This is a genomic window from Arthrobacter sp. BE255, assembly GCF_031457335.1.
Taxonomy (GTDB): domain Bacteria; phylum Actinomycetota; class Actinomycetes; order Actinomycetales; family Micrococcaceae; genus Arthrobacter.
Map to the genome: position 1 here is coordinate 127552 of NZ_JAVDWK010000004.1, position 20349 is coordinate 147900.

The 20349-nt window shown below is 60.3% G+C and carries 16 protein-coding genes; 1 reads left to right on the top strand and 15 read right to left on the bottom strand.

Annotation, left to right across the window (positions count from 1 at the left end):
• Positions 1-11 precede the first annotated feature (11 nt).
• The 3 genes from J2X42_RS09345 to J2X42_RS09355 form a co-directional block, all read right to left on the bottom strand.
• A complete protein-coding gene (locus tag J2X42_RS09345; RefSeq protein ID WP_310164490.1) occupies positions 12-386 on the bottom strand; it encodes a hypothetical protein in 375 nt (124 codons plus the stop codon).
• 502 nt (positions 387-888) lie between these two features.
• The gene (locus J2X42_RS09350) at positions 889-1521 is read right to left on the bottom strand and encodes a hypothetical protein (RefSeq protein ID WP_310164492.1); all 633 of its coding nucleotides are present in this window, start codon (positions 1519-1521) and stop codon (positions 889-891) included.
• A 51-nt stretch (positions 1522-1572) separates the two neighbouring features.
• Positions 1573-2295, bottom strand: coding sequence for a hypothetical protein (locus J2X42_RS09355; RefSeq protein WP_310164494.1), 723 nt, complete (start codon positions 2293-2295; stop codon positions 1573-1575).
• A 275-nt stretch (positions 2296-2570) separates the two neighbouring features.
• On the opposite strand from J2X42_RS09355, the gene J2X42_RS09360 reads away from it, so the two are divergent.
• Positions 2571-3053 (top strand): hypothetical protein, encoded by a 483-nt coding sequence (locus J2X42_RS09360; RefSeq protein ID WP_310164495.1) that lies wholly within the window; start codon positions 2571-2573, stop codon positions 3051-3053.
• 354 nt (positions 3054-3407) lie between these two features.
• Here the strand turns inward: J2X42_RS09360 and J2X42_RS09365 are convergent, their stop codons facing one another.
• The 12 genes from J2X42_RS09365 to J2X42_RS23385 all read right to left on the bottom strand — a co-directional run bounded on the left by J2X42_RS09365 (position 3408) and on the right by J2X42_RS23385 (position 20271).
• Complete coding sequence (locus J2X42_RS09365) at positions 3408-3917, bottom strand: single-stranded DNA-binding protein (RefSeq protein ID WP_310164496.1); 510 nt, start codon at positions 3915-3917, stop codon at positions 3408-3410.
• Between the two features lie 62 nt (positions 3918-3979).
• A complete protein-coding gene (locus tag J2X42_RS09370; protein WP_310164497.1) occupies positions 3980-5014 on the bottom strand; it encodes an ArdC-like ssDNA-binding domain-containing protein in 1035 nt (344 codons plus the stop codon).
• Positions 5015-5222: 208 nt separating this feature from the next.
• On the bottom strand, positions 5223-5732 hold the full coding sequence (locus J2X42_RS09375; protein ID WP_310164499.1) for a hypothetical protein: 510 nt from the start codon (positions 5730-5732) through the stop codon (positions 5223-5225).
• The gene (locus tag J2X42_RS09380) at positions 5722-7530 is read right to left on the bottom strand and encodes a TraM recognition domain-containing protein (protein WP_310164501.1); all 1809 of its coding nucleotides are present in this window, start codon (positions 7528-7530) and stop codon (positions 5722-5724) included. The genes J2X42_RS09375 and J2X42_RS09380 overlap by 11 nt, the downstream gene beginning before the upstream one ends.
• A gap of 12 nt (positions 7531-7542) precedes the next feature.
• Positions 7543-8757: an ATP-binding protein gene (locus J2X42_RS09385; protein ID WP_310164503.1), complete on the bottom strand. Its 1215-nt coding sequence runs from the start codon at positions 8755-8757 to the stop codon at positions 7543-7545.
• A 242-nt stretch (positions 8758-8999) separates the two neighbouring features.
• The gene (locus J2X42_RS09390) at positions 9000-10463 is read right to left on the bottom strand and encodes an SCO6880 family protein (RefSeq protein ID WP_310164505.1); all 1464 of its coding nucleotides are present in this window, start codon (positions 10461-10463) and stop codon (positions 9000-9002) included.
• On the bottom strand, positions 10453-11856 hold the full coding sequence (locus J2X42_RS09395; protein WP_310164507.1) for a type IV secretion system protein: 1404 nt from the start codon (positions 11854-11856) through the stop codon (positions 10453-10455). The genes J2X42_RS09390 and J2X42_RS09395 overlap by 11 nt, the downstream gene beginning before the upstream one ends.
• A gap of 12 nt (positions 11857-11868) precedes the next feature.
• On the bottom strand, positions 11869-12156 hold the full coding sequence (locus J2X42_RS09400) for a hypothetical protein (RefSeq protein ID WP_310164509.1): 288 nt from the start codon (positions 12154-12156) through the stop codon (positions 11869-11871).
• Between the two features lie 498 nt (positions 12157-12654).
• Positions 12655-13452, bottom strand: a complete 798-nt coding sequence (locus tag J2X42_RS09405) for a hypothetical protein (RefSeq protein ID WP_310164511.1) — start codon at positions 13450-13452, stop codon at positions 12655-12657.
• 393 nt (positions 13453-13845) lie between these two features.
• On the bottom strand, positions 13846-16869 hold the full coding sequence (locus tag J2X42_RS09410; RefSeq protein WP_310164513.1) for a TrlF family AAA-like ATPase: 3024 nt from the start codon (positions 16867-16869) through the stop codon (positions 13846-13848).
• Between the two features lie 676 nt (positions 16870-17545).
• Positions 17546-18565, bottom strand: coding sequence for a C40 family peptidase (locus tag J2X42_RS09415; protein WP_310164515.1), 1020 nt, complete (start codon positions 18563-18565; stop codon positions 17546-17548).
• A gap of 854 nt (positions 18566-19419) precedes the next feature.
• A complete protein-coding gene (locus J2X42_RS23385; RefSeq protein WP_396134054.1) occupies positions 19420-20271 on the bottom strand; it encodes a sigma factor in 852 nt (283 codons plus the stop codon).
• Between the last annotated feature and the right edge of the window lie 78 nt (positions 20272-20349).

A 20349-nucleotide genomic window follows, 5' to 3' on the forward strand; every position in this document is an offset into this window, starting at 1 on the left:
GCCTCTTCCTTTCAGTTCCCGTTCCACTCCCAGAAGATATTAATGGCCTTCTGGATCTCCGTGTTCACCCGACTATTCGCCGGTTTTTTCCGCCCGTGAGTTGCGTACCAAGTTACTTGGTGGCGGACCATATACAGCCGGTAATTGTCCGCTTTAAGCTCGAAGACATCGACGTCGTCGCGCTTGTCGAGATGCCTCAGGTTCTCCGGGCTCTTGATGTTGTGGTGGTCCCGCAAACGTTCGAAGTACCGAAAGTATCTCGCCCGAAACCGTAGATCCAGACCGCCCAAGAACTCCTCGGCATCGCACGCCCCCGATCTACGAATCATTGCCAGAACTGTGTCGCAGTCCGGCAATAAACGCTTGCAGTGTCCGTGTTCAGTCATAACTGAACAACCACTTTCAAGGTATCACAGGTGTCAAAGCTTGGACGTATCGGTCTGGTCACGCTTCTGAAGCCTTCCCCAATGAGGCCCGTTGGCTGGAATCGGCCAAGGCATAGACCATCAGCATAAACCGGGGATACGACATCCCCAGGTCAACGCCATCTTTTAGCTGCGGCCTTGAGCGACGTGCTCGCCCGCCGAGACCAACCACTCGACGGCCCCGTTCTGCCCCGACGAGTTAGTAACCACGAACGCCCGGCTCTCCCCTATCCTCCAGACCTGCAATCCATACCTGGCCTCAGGAAGGCTAAGGGCCTCCGCATAGTTCCGTGCCATTCCCATACCGTTGAAGACCACCCATTTGGAGGCGCCGCCGTGACTAGCTCCAGGAATCCCTGCATATCCCACATTAAAGGCCGTCGTCGTTCGCCTGGAAGTCGGTCTAGTTCAGGTCAGTCAGCCCGATCCCGAAGCTCGGCAGGGACGCGCGTCGGCCGCTGCCCTAGTCCCAGCCCTTGAAGGCTTCAATGACGAACGGGGCTACGACGGCCAGTGCCGCAAAGAAGAGCGAGCCCAGCGCCACCCAGTAGTTCTTTGCGGCCGCGCTTTTGGCTTCCCTGTCGCGGGCTTCCGCGACGACGGCTTGTGCATGCATTGTGGCTAGCATGTCGCGCATAACCTCGGCCGTGAGCTCAATGTTCTCGCTGTTGCGCTCTTCGCGCTCGTGTTCCAACTGTTTCGCCTCAGCCATATTGTCCAGCGTGTCCTGACTGATACTCGACGAGTAGGAGGCGATGCTCTCGATGTTTCGACGCATGGCCTCGACTGCACTGTTCCTCGTGATGTCAGCCGCGGGCGTTGCAAGGGGGGCCCTCTCCGGTACCGTTATCCTGCCTAACTTCTGAAACGCCGCCTTGTATGTGCCTGTCAAAGATTCTCGGCAACGGCCCACCGTTTCAAGCAACGAGGCGCGCTCGTCTTCGTAGTTGGCTCGTTCCTCCTCGCTGACATCCAGCGGACTTCCATCCCTGTCTGCCTTCTCAATCTCTGCGAACCGTTCGAAAGACATACCGTCCCCAGTTTTCTCCGGAAGTCTGAACACGTGGCTATCATCGGTCGTCTCTTCTTCACCCATAGAGAGCATCATAGGGTGGGGCTCCATCGTCGATGCCTCAAGAATGCCGCCCTATTTTGAACCGAACTGAAGTCCAACGCCTCGGGTCAATTCGTTCTGAGAGACGGGATCCGCCGTACGGTATCCGACCATCACTTCATAGGGGCTGTCCTCACCCGGGATCTTCGGAACCTCGTAACTGAGAATACAGGTTTCGCCGTCTAGCTTCCCGGAGACGATCCCCCCCGTGAGGACCAGCTTTGAGGCTGTGGTTATCGTGGCTTTGCTGTCGCCGGAGAGATCCTTCATCAGGCTGTTAGGCGAGACATTGCACTCCATCTTGGTTCCTGGCTTGAGCTTCTGAATGCCTGGTTTCAATGGAGAGGTCACGTGGAATTCGATGTGGCCTGTAAACAGCGTCGGGGCCTTGACAATGGTGCCGCCGAGCTTCTCTTTGATGTCGTTCTCACGGCCGCCGGCCGCCCAGACTATCCAATTGGGGCCCTCTACTATGACGGAATCCGCATCGGTCGGGTTTTTTGCTTTCACTTCGCGCTGCGTGGCGTCATTTGTGAATACGCCGATAATTGCTCGGTCTCCGCACGTGTCCTGGTCCCAGCCGTTCTCGGCTGATTTACCGGTACCCTTTCCGCAGTCAACTTCCACAACGGTTTTCACGGCACGTCCTAGCTCTTCCACAGTCCCATAGGTCGCGTCCTTCTCAACCGGAGAGCCGCATGATGTCAGACCCAATACCAACGCGCCGGCCATCACTGCTACTGCTGCCTTCTTCAATATTTTCCCCCCACTGATCCTGACGATGTCAGCCCCAGCGCTGACGTGTTCCTTAGCCTACTTCTGCGCGGTGTTCCTACCTGTTCCCCAAACTGCGGGCGGGCCTGTTCTATGACGCGGGAATGTGGCTGGGGATATCTGAAGACTGGTGGATGCAAATATGGAGCGGTGTGATAGGCGCTGGAGTCGCGGCTGCCGTTAGCGTCGTCGTGGCCTTGCTGGTCGTAACCAGGACCAATGCGCACCAATCCACCCTTGCTGAAAGTGCCTGCAAGTTGCAGCGAGAACGCGACGATGAGGCGCTAGAGATTCAGCGCGCCGGCATGCAGGAGCGGTTAGATGAACAGCGCCAGGAGGCGGATAAGTTAAGGATGATGGATATCCGGGCCGACGTCATATCTGCCGCTGCCCACATGGTGGAGGTGGCAAGCGTGGATCTGAAAGCCGTGGAGGCGGCGGCGCCCCACTTGGGTAAGGCCCTTACTCGATGGCGGGTGGAAACGGAAGATACGGCCCTAGTCGAGGAGCTCTCGTACTGGCCAGCGCTTATGCGGCTCCTAGCCATGGAGCATGCCATAGCGCGTCGTGAGAGCGAACCTGCCGCCCGCGTTGCCTCGTTCGACAACCTCAATGATGCCGTCTCACTTCTGACAGCCGTGGCGCTCCACCTTCGCCGGGATGACTTCGTGCCAGCAAATAGCGTGACAGGAATCCTGCGGAGGGGGAGACTCGACATCGAAACATCCCGCCCTGGCTGAGGAGGCGCAGTTGTCGGCTAAATCATGCGGGCTTCCCGCTGCCTGATCTGGACACCAGCCAGTAATCGCGGAACAGGAACCCGCCGCACGCGCTGCCAAGGACCGCTACAACAGGCAGCAACGGACTGAAGCGCCCCCGTTTGGCGCGGCTCGGGCATCGTCCCCCAAGTGGCTCGGGTCTCCCTTGAAATGCTGTCGCCATGAGTACTAGAAAAAAGTCCCGTAAGCTGGCCGACAGAACCGGCCCCACCTATAAGGATCCCGAGTACGCGAGCGCGATCCAGCTTGTATGGCGATGCTTCCTGCCGCCAACTGGGCGGCGTTTTGAGGACACACTCGGTCACCTTGGATCCTTTACCAACTCATCTCATTCCCCGTTGCCGGGCCAAAAGGGGGCACTACCACCGGGCTCTTCGTAGAAACAATGTAGGACGGCACCGAGGACAAGCCGGTGACGGAGGCGTGAGGGTCCGCGTGGACTTCAGCATCGGGACGAGGCGATGGGTGGGTGGAGCGCTGGTAGACCGTAATCCCGAAACGAAGGTCCGGGCCGATGGTCTCGGCAATGATGCGGCGAGACTCGCGCCGCTCACCGTCCTTGTCGTAGGCGCGGAATTCAAGCTCTCCGGCCACATGGACGGGGTCTCCCTTCTTCAACGAGTTCGCCACGTTCTCTGCCAGCGCCCGGAAAGCGGAGACGTTGTGGAAGACGGGTTCGCCATCGCGCCAAGTGCCGTCGGTCCCCTGGATTCGCTGGTTCACAGCGACGCGTAATTTGGCATGTGCGACGCCGCTTTCGCTGATGGTGAGTTCCGGATCCGCGACGAGGTTGCCGGTGATGCTAATTGGAATCTTGGTGCCCATTTTTGTTGTTTCCTTTCCTGTGCAAGCGGGCCCTTCCCGCTCGACAACGCTCGCGTTCGGAGTCACGGCCCAGCCATCTCTGGGCCGTCGACCGCCCCGGGCGACGGCCCGGGGCCCGCATAGCCCGCCGTCGGCGTGGCCTTCGGATCGCGTTCCGTGGTCGCGAGTTTGCCTCCGAATCCCGGCGGCTGAGTGATTTCGAGAATCCCCTTGGTCGCCGCCGTCACCCGGCCGAGAACCGACTTGGCAACATCCACGCGGGACATCGGGTGCAGGCTGTACATGTCCTGTTCGAAGGCGGCGCGCTGAGTCTGGATGACTGATTCGGCCCATCCCCACAGGTACAGCCCCGACTGTTCCCCGCGGTCGATGCCGTGGGCCTTCAGAACCGTGTAAGCGACGGATTCGGCTTCGACTTCTGCAAGACCTCGATGGTCCGCGCTGCTCCCGTAGAGCCTTCCCGTCTTGTCGTCAGGACCGTGAAGCATGACATGCCCCAACTCGTGTGCAAGGACCGCAACCCGCTCTTCGATGTTCATCCACATGCCCACTTCTATGCGTCGCTGTGCGAAATCCGTAAAGCCACTGGCGAGCCCGTGCTGAGCACCAGATTCGTGCAGCTCGAAACCATGCTTTCGGGCAACAAGGGCCAACGCGTCCCACAGTTTCTGGCTCGTAGCCTCCGAGTGGGTTTCTCCGCGGGGCACCAAAAGTGGCCGGCCCCTCGTTTGTGACACATCGAAAACCGCCTGGCCGCGCCAACCGGTCACTACTGACTTCTTCTCGTCGCTGAGAGCGTCCTTGGGCACAGCGCCACCAATCGGAAAGCGCTGCCGGGTGCCATCGGGCATCGTGATCTCTTGCACCCGGGCTGTTCGAGGCGCGATGACCCACAAGGCGTGTTCGCCCTTCAGTACCGCGCGGCCGTGGCGCTCCCACTCCCGGTACCCGGCCACAAGCGTCGGCTCCTGGGTTCCACGTTGAGCCATCTGCATCATGAGTAAAGCGACGTTGCCGCCCGAGTATCGCCACAGGGTGGCGGACGCATCAAGCAGGACCTGCCACTGGTCCGGAGACTCAACTGCCGATTCGAGCATCGCGTGAAGTCCTTGCGTCAGTACGGCAATGCGCTCTTCGGGTGTCGTCCCCTTCTTGCTGAGCTCGCCCAGTTGGGGCCCAGAAGTAAGGGGCACGGAATCACCCGCTAACTCAGACGTCGGTGCCACGACAGCAACCCTCCACGCTTCTCGGATCCGCTAGGAACAGTTACCTATTCATGTCGAAGCCGCGGGGAACCGCATGACGTCAGAAATCCGCCTCAAGTTGGTGGTGGCTACGCTGCCACTCACGGAACTCCGACTCCTCCGTCGTCAGCAGGCGAACGGTAGGCTCCTTATGCGCCTGGAGGCCGACGCACCCAGCTGCCCGGCAGTGCGTCCTCAAACGCTCGACGGCGTGAGGCAGCCGCTCGTGGAACGCAAGCGGGCCAAAGCCCGAGTCGTCCGGGGTGTACGAGGCGAGTTCTGCCCTCTGGAGGGCATAGAGCTCAGCCACAATCTCAGAGTGCCGCCACCAGCACTCGGGGACGACCGACGTCGTGAGCTTGTAAGTGGCGACCAACCACCTGACCCATGCAGCCAACGCTTGCCAGGCGCCCTCCGCCTGCTGGGGCTCCAAGTCCCGCCATCGATAGGTAATACCGTTGGCTCCTCCCGGCGGCCGAAATGCCGAGCGGAAGAGCTGAGCCGTCAGGTCGTCATCGTCCGATCCGATGGACGGGATTTCGAAGCGTTCCTCATCCTCATCAGTGCTCATCGTCCGTCTCCTCGATTCGCTGCTGACGTAACCGATGACCTTCAGCCAGCACCCGTTCAAGTTCCGCTTTGGAACGCCCCAGCTCAGCCGCATCCTTGCGTTTGTGCCATTCACGGAGGTCCAGGAGGATCGGCCTGGTACGCCTGCCAAGCATCAGGGCAGTCCCCGTTGGCAGACGACGGATCTCATCCAGGCGGATAACAGGGCTTTCCCGGATCTGCTCACCGTCCTGCCGGCCTTGGTTGGACCAGGACCGGGTATTCAATATCAGGCTGCGCTCCCCCAGCAGCCCGGCAAGGGAGCGGAGGTCCCGTTCGTCCGAGCCGCCCCCAAAAATCACCTTAATAATGGCCGAGTCCCAGATGGTGGCGGCTTCGTCGATCGACCAGCCCGTGCGGGCTTGGGACAGTGACTGGAGAACCACCAGTGTGGAAATGCCGATGCCACCGCCGTCTGACAGCGCTACCGGAAGACCTGGCCAGGGTGCCAAGTTGGCAATCTCGTCGAGGATGAGTGACAAAGGCGGATCGAGTCGGCCGCCGGGCGCCACAAAGGCCATTTCCCGGGCAGCATTGTCGATGTCATCGATCAGCGCAGAGAGGTATGGGCCCGCCGCAGCGGCTCCTGCCCGGGTGCCAATCAAGTAGAGGGTGCCGCGTTCGCGGATGAACGCCTTCGGATCGAACTCTTCGGAGGCGTCCTGCGGGTCGAGGGCGGCCAAGACCTTGGGCGACGACAGCGGCGCTACAGCTGCCGATACACCGATCCACGAGTTGGACGTGTTCCGAGGATCGTCCTCAATGATTCCCATGAGGTCTGCCTGCCAACCCAGCGCAGCCCTTGGATTGCCAAGCACCTCGAGAGCTTCCCAGGCCAGCACGGGGCTTGAGGACCAGCGCCGGAAAGCGCGCACACCGTCACCGCTTATCGCCGCGGCGTGGAGGAGACATTGGAGGACGATCAGCGAGCGCTTTTGCCATGCTGCGTTCTCGCCCTTCATCTCGGTGTCAGCCGTGATGACCAAGGCACGGCGCGTGGCGATGTCCGGGTCGTCGCATCCGCGCACGGGTGACCAGCGAAGAGTGGACGGCAGCCCCGACATTCCCTGCGGATCGAACACCGTCACTGGTCTGCCGCCAACAGCACGCGCCTGCATGGTGACCACCAGGTTGTCGGCACGCGTTGAGGTCGTCACCACTGCACCGGGCGCATCGAGGATGGCGTTGATGATCACGTACAGGCCCTTGCCAGAGCGGGGGGCGCCTTGGATGACCATAGATTCTTCCGTGGAGACGTGAATCGTTACTCCGCGGGACGTCCCCAGCGTCCACGAGACGTCCTGGATGCTTGGTTTTGCCAGCCCAGGTCTGGTGAACCTCCCCCGTTTCCTGACGGCCCGCGCACCGAAATCGTGAAGAATCTCGGCACGGCGGGCGATGCCGTCACGATTCAAGATGTCCAGGCGCAGCCACGCGCCCGACTGTTTCCATCGTCGCCAAACCAGAATGGAGCCAATCGCGAGCGCACTTAGGATGACCAGAACGGGAGCTGCCAACAGCCAGACGTCCGCGGTCGTGACACCGCAGCCGTCAACCGGGCGGACAATCCAATCGATTCGACCGGCAAGAAGTCCGACGGCGGCTGCCGGACTGAAGGGCGACGCTGGCGTGGTGCCGCAGCGCCAGCCGACTACAGAGCTCGCCAAGGCTTGGACTAGGTAGCACAGGCAAACATAGACGGCGATCGTCACGAGCCCGGCTGACACCAGCGGGCTGTTGTTGCCCCCGCGCGCGTTCATGCTCTCCGCCTCTCAGATCATCCGGTCGTCGGTGCCGAAGACCTCCAGCTCATCGGTGGTCACCCGGTTCGCGACGATGAAGGACCGGTTACCCACTTTCCATAGCCCTACGCCCTTGGGAAGATTCTCCACGTGCTCGCACTCCGCTTCGGTAAGCCCCAGCGCTTCCTTGGTCAGGCGCATGGCGTCGTGCTTTTGCCGGTAGATGATCCGTGTGTCAGCCTCTGTCAGCAGACCGAGGGCCTTTTGACGGTGCCCGCTGGAGCTGTCCCCGATCTCATTCAGGTCGGCGACCTTGTGCATGATCAGCAGATTGGCGATCCCATAAGTGCGCGCGAGCCGCCACTGCTCGCTCATCTTGGCCAGCATGTATGGATCGGCGAGCATCCGCCAACCTTCGTCGTAGACCACAAGCCGCTTACCGCCGTCGGGGTTTGTAATGGCAGCTTCCAGCCACGTGGCACCGCACGCGGCGGCCAGAGAGAGCGCCTGCTCGGAGGCTCCAATCAATGCAGACGTGTCCATGACCATGATCGGGGCATCCGCGTCGAACGCCACGGTGGAAGGCGCGTCGAACATACCCTCCAGGTCTCCCGAGACCGTGCGCCGGAGCGAGTGACTTACCGCGGTGCCGCCGTCGTTCCCGACCAAGGCAATCATCTCCTTGGACGGGTTGAGAAGGTGGTCCAGGACCATGGGTAGGGTCGGGTTGGAGTTTTGAGCCATGGTCTCCATGAGGGCCATGTCCAGCGCCGTATGTTCAACGGGACGCAGAGGGGTTCCTTGACGCATGAGCGAGACGAGGGCGACCAACAGGTAACGCCGGCGTTGCCGCACCACCGCCTGCCACTGGGCCTCCGTCAGAGCACTCGGCCGAGGTCCGGCGTCGAGCGGGTTGACCCGGGCCGCCCGCCCCGGACCAACCGAGATGACCTTCCCGCCAACAGCCTTAGCAACGGGCACCCACTCCCCCTTGGGATCAGAGGCGACGGCGGCCTTTCGGCCGAGAGTGATTGACCGCGCTACCAGCGATTTCCCGCACATCGATTTTCCTGTCCCCACCGTGCCGATGACGACGATCGACGGACCGCTGATGATGCCCTTGTCGTAGAGGATCCAGGGGTCGTAGGAGAACGCGCCGGAGCCGAAGACGTCTGTTCCGATGTACGTCCCTTCATGCCCCAGGCCGGATTCGGTGATGAACGGGTAGGCAGCCGCGAACGTCATCGTGGAAGCGCGGTGCGGTGCAGGCCTCAGCCGATGCGGTCCCCGGAGCGAATTCGGTTCCCGGCTCCCCCAGTCACCGGACAAGCCCGGTTTCCCCAGTCTCGTCTCTGCGAATTCCGCCAACCTCAGCGCCGCATTGTTTCCCTGACGGTCCTGGCGGGCGGCCTCGGCCCGACGTCGCTCACGTCGTTCGTGTCGGCTTTCACTCGACGGTAGATACTGAACAGCGTCCGGCTTCCCGGTCATCGCAATCCCCTTCCGAGAGGAAGGGCCCCTGCGACGAATGCGGCCCACTGCTGTCCGGCGAGCAGCCGCAGCTCCACGAACGCACCTGCCGCTGCCGACTCGAGTTCCTGTCTTTGCCTGGCCAGGTCATCCAGGGTGGCTGCCGTGATGGTGACAAAAGCCGCAGGCCGGACGTCCCCATGGCCGGCGACAATCTCCTCCTCGCGCTGGGCAACTTCGTCTTCTTCTGCCTTCTGTTCACGAGTCAGTGGCCTGTCGAAACGTGTGTTGATTCGTCGTCGCGTTTCGTGGGCTTCTTGGGCAGAACGGATGTCGCGCAGCGCTTCCGCAGTTGGCACAGCGCGGATCACCTGGGTCACCGTATGCCGGAAATCGCCGACGTAGACCAACGGATGAATGAACCCAGGAAAAACTTTCTGCCGCGGCCACTCGGAGACCCAGAACGTTTGGTGGAAGGCAGAGTCCGTGCGCAGGTAGGCCCAATGTTCTTCAACGGCCATCGGTCCACCGGTAACCGGTACCGGGTTGGAAGCCCTACCCGCCGCCCGGACGACTGCATCGGGATCGAACGCACCACGAACAACGCCTAGAAGTTCTGGCTCCGGCAGCCACTCTTCGACCTTCACGTTGTGGGTCGCCAGTCCTGTTGTCATGGCTTCGACTTCGAGCCGGATGACACGCTCAAGGCCTACCAGTCCGCCGCCGGACTCCCGGATCCGCCGTCGCGCTTTGGCTGTGTCGACGACCAAGGCGACCAACAGGTCATGCCTCGTGGTTGATCCCGCCGCGGCGACGAGGTCCGCATAGGCGCGCTCACCCCATGTAGGTTCAGCTCCGCCATCGGCACGTGCAGGAACACTCTTCTCATAGAAGTCCCGCAGTGCGGTTGATGGGTAGGGAACCGTGTAATCCTGAACTGCGATTCGGGCGATGCTCTGCCGCTGAGCCAGCCCAGCCTGCACTCTCGACCAGGCCTGAACCGCCCAAGCCTTGTCATCACTGTCTAACAAGGCAAAGGATCTCGTGCTGCACCGGAGGACTGCCACCGCCTCCCTGCCTTGGGCATCAACGATGAAAGACTCTCCCTGCCGCGCCTGCCGGACCTCGAGATTCCCCAGGCCCCCGGGCAGCGCAAACCGTCCCGCCAGCGGTGGCGCCTCAGGCCTCACCAGAAAACGGGTCTGCTTCAGCGCCGTTCTATAGAGGAAGAGGAAGATGTGGGTCGCCCACACCGGGTACGGGATCCGCGAGTACTGCAGGAGCCCAACAAGCATGAGAGCAAGCCACATCGGGCCGGAACTAAAGAGCGCGCCCGGCCCGCCGACAGCGGAAGCGACGCTGGCCACGAGCACGCCGCTGGCCAGAAGGACCAGCTGGTACCACTTCAGGCCCATGAACAAGCCGCGACGCTCGTGGCGGGGAAACTTGACTGCTTCGAGTGTCCTTGCATCATCGGACATGTGGATCGCCCCCTGAGCGAGGATCGGTTGGTGGCTGTGGACGCATAATCGGCGGTGCCTTCATCGGGCGCGTAGCTGAAGAGCTTCCGGCATCTGGCGGTGGCGGGGCTGACCTTATGTGAGGCCTGTCGGTGGGTGGGCCGATACCCTCCGACGGACCGGCCGCAGGTCGCGTCGATTGCGGATGGCCACGATGACCTCCACCGAGATTGGTTGTTCCTGGTAGCTCGGGCGTGCCTTTGGCTGAGTCAGAGCGTCCGGCGCCGATCATCCGCCTCCCACCCACGGGTGATCCCGAGGACGATGGGGCCGGCACAACCGCCGGGAGGGCCCTGGTGGGAAACTCGGGCCGGCTCGAACGGATGGGCCGGGTCATCGAGGACCGTGAGAGCATCCCCGCAAGAGTGAATCGGCCGCCGACTTGTCGGCTCATCTGACGGGCTGCAATGCTGCTTGTCCTGGAGAGCACGTGACCGCCTCCGGCCGTTTGTGCAGCGGCAGCCAACTCCCCGCCGGCGAAACTCACTAATCGCAATGCCATCAGTGGAGCTCCGCAAGCCAGAGCCATACCTACTGTTCCGGCAGCCAATCCGGCGAACGACTTTGAGTCGGCAAAGAGCTTGACGGCAACAGCCAGCACTGTGGCCGCCAGCGGTTTAGCCAGGAGCAGGGCCACAACGACCTCGCTCCACCGCCGAGCCCACGTCTTTGTCTTCTCCCACGGCACGAGCATCAAGGCGACAGGAGCGGCGGCGGCCAGCACTATCAGGGCAAAGGATCGGAAGATCATCGAACACATGAGGATGAAAGCCAGGATCCACACAACTATGACTGCCATGGCGGTCACGACGACGCCGCCTACTGGCCCGGCCGTCGTTCCCGGGGCCAGCGAAACCACGTTCCACTCCCTTCCGGACCCCGCGGCGGCGCGCTCAAAGCCGAACAGCCGCATGAACACGAGGTACGGGTCAGGGCCCATCGATTCGAGAAGGGCTGCCGAAGCGGAGTCGCTGACCTTGGTCAGCTGCCGGACCAAAAACACGGCGCCTGCGACCAGTGGAATGGCCATGGCTCCACCAACGAGGGCCCTCGCCAGTCTTCGTGGCTGCTGGCTCAAGAGACCCGAGAGCAGTTGAAGGATCATGACGATGACAAGCGGCGTCATCATGACGATCACCCACCAGTGGGTAATGCCGTCGATCGCTAGCCATTGCGAGTCGTCAACATCCGACGCACTAAACGCTCCGGTGATGAAAGCCCACAGCCAGGAGGCAACGTTCTGAAGGATGTTGGCAAACAGGGAGGTGACCGCACCGGTGGCACCGTCGTTCGCCTGCGAGACTAGTCCGCAGCCGGGCGGCCACCAGCCATTGAGATCGCACTCAACAGGCATGGCTACCGACGCTTAGAAGCCGAGCGGAAAAGCGGTTTGGGACCACAGTATGTAGCCGTTGATACCGCCGAGAATCGCGGCCACCGGTCCCGTCCACAACAGAATCACGCCACCTCCGGATGCGAGCCGGGATGACTGGCTCAGCTTGCCGGCTAGCAACATCGCGGCACCGATGATCGCCACAATGGCGATCACCACAAATGCACCAACGAGGATGCCTCCACCGATCTGCTTCAGGGATTCGAGAAAGGGGAAATTAGCGTTTGGGGTAATGCCAGGGTCGACTGCTGCCAAGTACATGGCGTGCTCCGTCCATAGTGTTCGTTGGGAATGAGCAGCTTGAGCTCACGACTTCATGGAGCTGAAGGGCCGGAACGACATGACGGGGAACGCAGCTCCACGCCCTTCCACTCACGTTACGGATGCTTGCTTATGTCAGGACGTGGAATTAGAACAGCAGGTCGAGTCGGACAGTGTTGATTGTTAGCGAGATCCATCTTGACGAAGATCTCATCAAAAGGTTTCGCTCGCCTCATGCACCGTCAACGACAGCATGCCAAGCTCGTAGTTTAGGAGCTTGGGCTCCGCTAGTTGGCTCGTCAGACCGTATCTGAGGTGTTGGAACGGTGCCCCCGACACGCGCCGGTAAGCCAGCCCTCCGATGTGCACCGATTGAACGCATGCTGCGGCCCAGGTGAAGTTTGAACTTTTGGGCTCCATGGATCTCTCAAATGACTCGCCGCAAAACTGCCCAGTAAGGAGCCCTATTTGAAGGCATCCTGAAAGCACCCAACTTGCTCATGCCCTAGAACGGCTGCCAGGAGCGAAGCCCGGGGGCGAAGATGATGGCGCTTCCTTTCCCGATCGGGTGCGTGGAATCAGCCCGGCAAAACTTAAAGGCCGAACTCTGAAGTTGACCGCCACGACCTTCGGGAACGCAAACCAACCCTCACGATGGAACAGTGTGAGCGAGGCTGCATCCCGATTGAGGTGCCTGATCATCTGCAGAACGTGATTGTCAGTGACGGTTAGGCCATCTCCCGCGCGGAGGACGACGTAGGGGATCTGCCGCCCCTGAGCGTGGAACTCGTAACGGAAGTTATAGCTAGGAAACTCTGACTCTAAATTCTGCTGGAGATCCGGGAGGATGAGCGCCAGAAGACGAGCAGTATCCTCCCATTCGTCCGGACCAATCCTGCGTGGTTCGATGTGTTCCGCCAATAGGGTGACGACCACCTGTGGTAAGAGATTGCGGCGCTTGAGTGCTGCAACTCGTCCGTGCCAAGCCAAGAGAAACTTCACTGCCTGGATAGTGAAGCCGATTGGCTTCATGAACTGGAAGATGGCCTCCACCGCCTCCACACCGGGGCCGCCCGCTGTCGCACCTATTCCTACCGGAGTCGCTTTTTGACAGTCGATCCCTGCGCCCCGCAAAAACACTTGGACGTGGTCCGATATGGCAACTTCATTCGGTCGAACAAACGGATTGCGTCTTACACCTCGTGAATGTACATCAACTCCGACTGTGTCGTCCCGGACGTCCATGTAGTCGAGGCGCCGTCGCCGATCCATTTGCTCCTGCTCGCTGTAGCTCATTGTGGTAGGTCCTTTGAGGGCATCTGGTAGCACCAGGTGACGCTTCTGAATCCAAGCAGCACTGCTAACAGAAGGGTATAACTAGAGCACTCTGTTGGGCAGAAAGTACGTTTGCACGTGGAAGTTCTCAAACTTGTTCGTCATTAAAGCCACGCCCCCATTTTCAGTTCGCTGCCGGGGCCCTGTGGCTGGCGGCGTTGAGGTCGTACCTGCTGCCACCGGCTCATTCGGGTTTTGGTCATTCGAACTCCCATGGATGGCACGTCGCTCTTCTTTGCGGCGTGCCAGCGTTGTAGCGTTTTGCTCACACCAGCTGCGCTCGGTCGGGCCCAGCCTCTGTGTCAACAGATGATGTCACAGAGGCTGGGCGCATTCGGTGGAGCGCATCTCTCACTAAAGCAGCGGTTGCACGACGACTTCTTCGTACTTCTTACGCCGATTCTCGAACGCCGGCCGCGCCCCTTCCAATACGTCGATGACCAATTCACCTGTCTTCAAGGATGCGAGCGGACCACTTTCCAGACTGAAGGAGACCCCGTCGAACGAACAATGCACTATCTGGTCCGCGTCACCCACCACGGCGAGATTTGCGTTGTGCGTCACCACCACTACCTGGCGCCGCAACTTCGCCTGTTGAAGGGCAGGGACTAGAACCCTACGCACGGCAGAATTGTCCAGATTTTCCTCGGGCTGATCCAAAAGGAGCGGCGTATCGCTTCTATCGAGCACCAAGTAAAAGAGCAGAAGTATCAAACCTCGTTCGCCTGGCGATAGCTGGGCGAGCGGAACCCCGTTACCCGACAAGTTGAAGGACGTTTCCAACCAGGTTAGTCCTGCCAGCCGTGCTACGGTCTCCGCTGGTGAGGCATTTGACTTGAACCCCGCACTTAGTGGGCGTGCCGGTTTCAGCCAATCTCCTCCTTCGCACTCCAGCCTCTTCAACATCTCAAACGTTGCAGCAAGCACCTCATCGCGGTCCATCGGATCTAGCGCTCCGCGCAGTTCCTCCAGTCGAGTCAGAAGGTCGGTGTTCCGCCGCCCGTCCAAGACCTCGGAGATCCGCTCCCATTTGCTCGAGAATCGGACGTTTGCGTCAAACGTAATTCCAGCAGCGCTAGCGAGGTCGTCGTTACGTGCAAAGTCCTCGGCGGGCTTGTAAACCTCCCGAATCGTGCGGATACGTAACATCATTTGATCAAAGATCGATGACGTCAGGGCCATCAGTTCGGTTAGTGCCTTGTCAAATTCAGCGGGGATGTCTCCCACGCGTCCGATCCTTAGGTCTAGGCCTTTTAGTGACTCGGGCTCACTGGCATCACCGGTCAGCGCCTCCAGTCGCTTCTTCAGTTGTTCAACCTCGCGTCGAGCCGCTTCACGAACCCCATCCTGAACGGAAAGGTTTGCACGGAGCGTGTCACACTTTTCGGCCAGCTGCGACAGGAATTGCCGGGAGACAAAAACTTCGCCTTTGATGACCGTCTGTCTCTCTTGTCGATCTGATCGAGCCTTCGCAATCGCCTGGGTGTCGACGACAACGGACACGATGTCTCCGACTTCAAGCTCCACAGTCTGTCGGTAATCCACGTTCAGATGTGTAGCCTGCTGTGACAAATGATCGGCGGCTTGCTCTACTGCGAGCAACTCCGTCAACTGTTTGGACAGCCGTGCGCCCTCTGCCGTCAGCGTCGTCACCCGTTCTGTGAGCCTCATCGACTCCGCAGTAGAGGTGGCCAGGGCCTCGCGGTCTGACTTGACCGAACTCGGCTCTTCGGCGCCGGCCTCCAAAGATTCAAGGTGCAGCTTGGCCGCCTGAAGATCGACATTGGCGGCCTCAACCTGAAGAGCGATCTCCGCTCGCCGCTTGGCGAGGTCCGTCAGCGAAACCTCGTTCCTTTCGTGGTCAAGGGCAACAAGCAAAGCCGCTTTGGCATCGACTTCTATGCGAGCCCTGGCGATCGCCGCGTCTATAGACTTCGTCCGAAGGCGGAGGAGAGACTCAAGGGTCTCTTCGCCTGCCCTGTCTACTTCGTCAATGTGATGGAAAAGCACCCTCGCCAGTTCCCCGTCGAAAGCGCCGTTTTCCGGACTCAGGGGATCACTTGCACAGATCGTTTCGATCAAGCGTTGGGGAAGGTATTCAACTCGTTCCAGATTTGCCGCCGCGTGTGGGTCGGCCAAACCTACTGAATGATTCGTCTTATCAGCCAACGTCAATTCAGCTAAGAACTGCGTTGACAGCTTATTCTTTGGGTTCAAGAATCGCTGCCGGTTCAGAAAAGCGAAATAGTCGGTACGAGAAGAGTTTCCCGCTCTTGCCAGGCAGTCCAGTAGAGCGGACTTCCCCTGGCCCTTATTCCCAATGATGGCAACCAGGCCCTGATTGAGGGGAATGGTGTAATCAAATAAGGCCGAGTTCGATCCCTTTATCGGGCGAACAGAAATCGAATCAATAATTCGTTCGGGCGCTTCGCGCCTTCTACGCAAGTCATCGGGCTCGTTTCCTACGTAGACTCTGCTGTCGAACTCTGAGAGTGCGTGCACGAGGCCCGCGAATGAAGGCGTCGAACGTATCCACGTTTCGCAGTTGCCTAAGCGGTCCTTGTTCGCCGTGTCGGTGCTCCATGTATGCGCGTCACTGCAATCGAGCAGCGTTGCCGTCACTTCATTGTCCACAAGAACCTGACGGCTCTTAGCCCAGGAGGAAGTTTCCTCGAATGCTGTGAAGACGATGTCGGCAACGTTTATCAGGTGCTTCTTGCTGGGAATCGCACCCTCAGCCCATTTGATGTCCGCCCACTCGGTTTTGCCGAGGGCCAAGATCGAGCGATTCTTGAAAGCATGTCCCTTGAGGATCTCCTGCACGGACTCAAGGGTAACGTTCAGACCGTTGAACCCTTCTTCCAGGTCGGAACCGTACTGGGAAAGACGGTCTTCTGGCACCGTCAACTTGATTTTTCGACCTAGATCCTGCAGCGACTCTCGTGTAATTAGAGCCTGCCATAAGTTCCCGCCAGCGGGATCGAGTTGGTAACTCGGCCGGAGCGCGTTCACGAATTGCGACTCTATGAGATCCGGATCAAGCTCAGGGTCGAAGATGACGTGAAGATTAGCTCGGCTGAGCTTCGATTCTGACCCTCCAAACTGATTGAGCCTCATCTCGATGACAGGGAAGAGCGCGCGAATATTCTGCATCCGGCCTTTGGCGTGCTCGCTACGCAGTCGCTTGTACCCGTCCAAGAACCAGTAGTCGTTTATCCCCAATACTGTAAAGGACGGCGGCAGGTTCTCAATCTCTTTGATGAAACGCTCCCAGACCTCAGGACTATCTCCCCCGTAGGACTGTCGCAGGGACGCAGGAGTATGTACGTGGAGGTCCCATTTCTTCCATTCGGAACCTCGGGCGTCTAGGGCAGTCATTGTCCGAGCCTAGTTGTGAATTGGGGCCTTTGAAGCCGTCGACACACCCGCCGCCCCCAACATTGGTCTTGGGATATTTTCCAATACTTGGGAAATGCGACTATGGCAAAGCCGCATGGCGGGACGTGACTAGGAGGCGGACGATGAAGCACCCTCGAGAGCGAAGCCACGTGCGGCTGCTGCCTACCGATTTCAATCGACGGCAGCCACCGCGGCTAGAGTCCGTAGAAGTTAAAGAGCCCGCAGAGGGCAACCGTTCCTGGTTACCGTGGCGACACGGGGAACGCGAGGTATTGACAGCGCGCTGGCGCCGCCACCGCCACAAGACCAGCTGGATTGCTGATCCGAGTGCCAGCCAGTCCCCTGTTGCCGGGCCCTCGACCTGCTATTCCCAGTTCATGCACTTCCGGATTCATGGAGAACAACTGCGCCAGCGGATCCCGCGTCTTTGAAAACTCGAAGGCTTCGCATACGGCGGCGTCGAAAACGTCCTGGAGATCTCGTCATGCTCTTGCCCTCAAGCCCTGCACGGTTGACCAAGCGGTCAGTGCCGGCCGAGACTTCACGCGTTCGGGGATCGTTCGTGTTCCACGGGCGCGGATTTCCCTGCATGTCCGAGCTTGGCCGGGGCAGCCTTATCCAACCTTCCCGCACCCCGCTCCGCAAAGTCGTTATCTCACCTCAGCAGATCGAAGTATGCGCTTCCTGAATTCCAGTCGACCGGATGCAGCAGAGTTCCCGCTGAAGGATTGAGGGCGCTGTACATCATCCCTTCGCCGGCGTAGATGCCTACATGACCCCAGTTGTCCGGCCCTTGCGGGTTTTGAACCACCAAGTCGCCCGGCTGCGGACTGTTGGTTCGGGTACCAACCCGCCACTGCTCCACACGTGGAAGCTCAATACCGGCTTGGCGATAGGTCCACTGCACATAGCCCGAGCAGTCCCAGGCTTTGAACGCCGTTCCACCCCAGACATAGGCCCCTCCCAGACCTTCCCGCGTGAATCGCAAGATCTCCAAGCGGATCTGACTCAAGCCGTCGGTCGACGTTGGCAGTCCGGTTGCGAGCTCACCTTCCACGCATTTGGGCGGCGGCGAAGTACCTGCGAGCGCACGAACTATGGCTTCCGCATCCTGCTCCCACCGCGCGTACAGTTCAGGGAAGGCGGAAATCTGGACAGCCTGAGCGGCTTGTCCTTTTTCCATTGAAGTCCAACCCGGCATATCAAGAAGCCCTCGAGGGCTGCCCTGATTGGGGCCATTAGGGCCCCCGTAAAATGCCCGGGCGTTGTACATCGGGTCCATCAACTGTGCGATGGTCCCCCAACCGGCGGCTGGTCGCTGCTGGGCCGTGCCAAGGGAATCATGGTCGTGTCCCACGCCTTCATGCGGGAACGAGAGGGAGCCGGGAACGTTGGTGTTGGCCAGGACCCTCAGACTGGACTCCTGCAGTGACATCATGATCGCGATAACCTGCCCCAACCTGGGCACCCCCATTTGTTGGCCGGTAAAAATGTAAGTCCTGGCCACGGCCAGCTGCGCGCTCGTCAGCCAGCTGGGCACCTGGCCATCAACACTGATTCGCAAGCCGGCTGGATCTTCATCCGATGGATCGGCTAGCGATTCATCGGGCGAGCAGACCGAAGCCGTTCCCGCCGGGCCTGATGCCAAAACCGCTACGCCGGCATAGATAGCCATCCCGGTCACGAGAACCACCACCGAAGCGGCAGCGGATATCACACGGAGGAGGACTCTTCGTCGTAGCAATCCGGCCAAAACAACCGGGGCCGACATTAGTAAACGATCCTGCTCGGCGTGGCATAGAAGCCAACCATGGCGCATCGGTCGTTGGGGGCAGTTGGTGCTGGTGGGCAATTCACCATGACACTCACCGGGGCCACGTAAGTGTTCTCGCCTCGTGCTGTGCGATCAACGACATTCACCTGCACCGTACAAACGTGGAGTCCGAGCCAAGGCGCTGGATAGTCGCGCACCTTGGCCAACTCGCTGTCGCAGGCAACAGATACTGCCGCGCCGGTGCGATAAGCCTCAAACCCCGCAAGAGTTGCGTACGTACCCGCGGTAATGCCAGTTGCTTCGAACTCTTGGATGAGCACCGTCAAGGGATTCGATCCGTCCGGCAGGAGCGTCCACAGGCCGCGAAGTCTGGCGTACACCTCCGAGTACGATGACGAGCGAGTGTCCCACGTGTAGATCTCCTGGGCGGCAATCAAAGCCAGCTGACGGTAGTCTGCACCCTTCGGATCCGTCTCGGGAACGGCCGCTCCGCCATCATGAGGTGATGCGAATGCGGAAGGGGAAGGCCGTGGCAGGAGAAGGGCCTCTGCCGTAGTCTCATGTTTGTATGATTGCGTCGGCGGCTGTGACGGCAAGAGCAGAATGACGACAACCGCTGCCAGGCAGACAACCCCAATCACTAGAACCAACAGCCGGCGCCGACCAAGTGGCGGCTTCCAACCGGAGCCCGGGAATCGTAACATGCCTAACCTCCTCAAGAAGCTCATGGTGAACAGGTAGGGTCTCAACGTGCCCTAGTCCGCTGGTCTCAGCTGTCCCCACAGAACTCGCCACGCTGCCCGGTACAGCTGTCTCACCGGTCCGATCTGCACCGCAATGTACCTTTCCGAAACACCGAACTCAGCGGCAAGGCGAGCAATTGCCCGGGTTCTGTCCGGACCGCTCACGCCGGGTTGGACGACAACTGAGGCTATTCGACGCAGTACCGGCGCAGGAAGGCAGTTAGCCGCAGCGGTGCCGACATCCTCCTCACGGGTAGATGCGGACGCCACCTCCAAAGCTGCAGTGATTGTCTTCGCGGTTTGCCGGACAACGGATGCAGCGTGCCATCGACGCCTATCGGTTGGCGACGGCGGACCGTAGCGTCGAGGCGCAGTGAGACTGTCTACAGCCAAGTCCCACACTTCATTCGAGACGTTCTCCCTCACGAGAGCGAGCACCATCCGTGCCCATTCCTGGTCAATGAACCTCTCCGTGGCGCGGTCACCATAGAAGGCCAGCCTGGCCCATCCGTTTAGGAGAACCGCACCTTCGCCAGTCACGGGGTCCAATAACAGGGGTGATGTGGCCCGGCTCAACTCACGACGGATGTGGGCGGAACATACGTTTGAACAAACGCCCTGCACCCAAGCACCGAACGGGACACCCGGGAGCTTACGGTAGCGACCCCGCATGACGCCGTCCCAAACAGCCACGCGGACGTCCTGCATCACGTCCTCGATGTCGCTGGCCCGACCGATCCGGGCGAGATGGGAGACCACGTAGCCGCGTACGCTCTCTACAGCCACCATGATTTGATCTACCGGGACTGCTGCTGCCTCGGGCGACGGCGCCCGTTGCAAGGAGATGTCCACGGCGGCTGACATTGGTTCATTCTGCTGGGCAACGATCGCCCATTCTTCTGCACTCACGGTCTTCACCGGCTTTAACAGAGTTCCATTACT

Coding starts and splice junctions, on each gene's coding strand:
- J2X42_RS09410 (WP_310164513.1), bottom strand. CDS start 16,869: ATGACTGCCCTAGACGCCCGAGGTTCCGAATGGAAGAAATGGGACCTC.
- J2X42_RS09350 (WP_310164492.1), bottom strand. CDS start 1,521: ATGGGTGAAGAAGAGACGACCGATGATAGCCACGTGTTCAGACTTCCG.
- J2X42_RS09365 (WP_310164496.1), bottom strand. CDS start 3,917: ATGGGCACCAAGATTCCAATTAGCATCACCGGCAACCTCGTCGCGGAT.
- J2X42_RS09405 (WP_310164511.1), bottom strand. CDS start 13,452: ATGAGCTACAGCGAGCAGGAGCAAATGGATCGGCGACGGCGCCTCGAC.
- J2X42_RS09385 (WP_310164503.1), bottom strand. CDS start 8,757: ATGACGTTCGCGGCTGCCTACCCGTTCATCACCGAATCCGGCCTGGGG.
- J2X42_RS09400 (WP_310164509.1), bottom strand. CDS start 12,156: ATGTACTTGGCAGCAGTCGACCCTGGCATTACCCCAAACGCTAATTTC.
- J2X42_RS23385 (WP_396134054.1), bottom strand. CDS start 20,271: ATGTCAGCCGCCGTGGACATCTCCTTGCAACGGGCGCCGTCGCCCGAG.
- J2X42_RS09370 (WP_310164497.1), bottom strand. CDS start 5,014: ATGCTCGAATCGGCAGTTGAGTCTCCGGACCAGTGGCAGGTCCTGCTT.
- J2X42_RS09395 (WP_310164507.1), bottom strand. CDS start 11,856: ATGCCTGTTGAGTGCGATCTCAATGGCTGGTGGCCGCCCGGCTGCGGA.
- J2X42_RS09375 (WP_310164499.1), bottom strand. CDS start 5,732: ATGAGCACTGATGAGGATGAGGAACGCTTCGAAATCCCGTCCATCGGA.
- J2X42_RS09345 (WP_310164490.1), bottom strand. CDS start 386: ATGACTGAACACGGACACTGCAAGCGTTTATTGCCGGACTGCGACACA.
- J2X42_RS09380 (WP_310164501.1), bottom strand. CDS start 7,530: ATGAACGCGCGCGGGGGCAACAACAGCCCGCTGGTGTCAGCCGGGCTC.
- J2X42_RS09390 (WP_310164505.1), bottom strand. CDS start 10,463: ATGTCCGATGATGCAAGGACACTCGAAGCAGTCAAGTTTCCCCGCCAC.
- J2X42_RS09415 (WP_310164515.1), bottom strand. CDS start 18,565: ATGGCTATCTATGCCGGCGTAGCGGTTTTGGCATCAGGCCCGGCGGGA.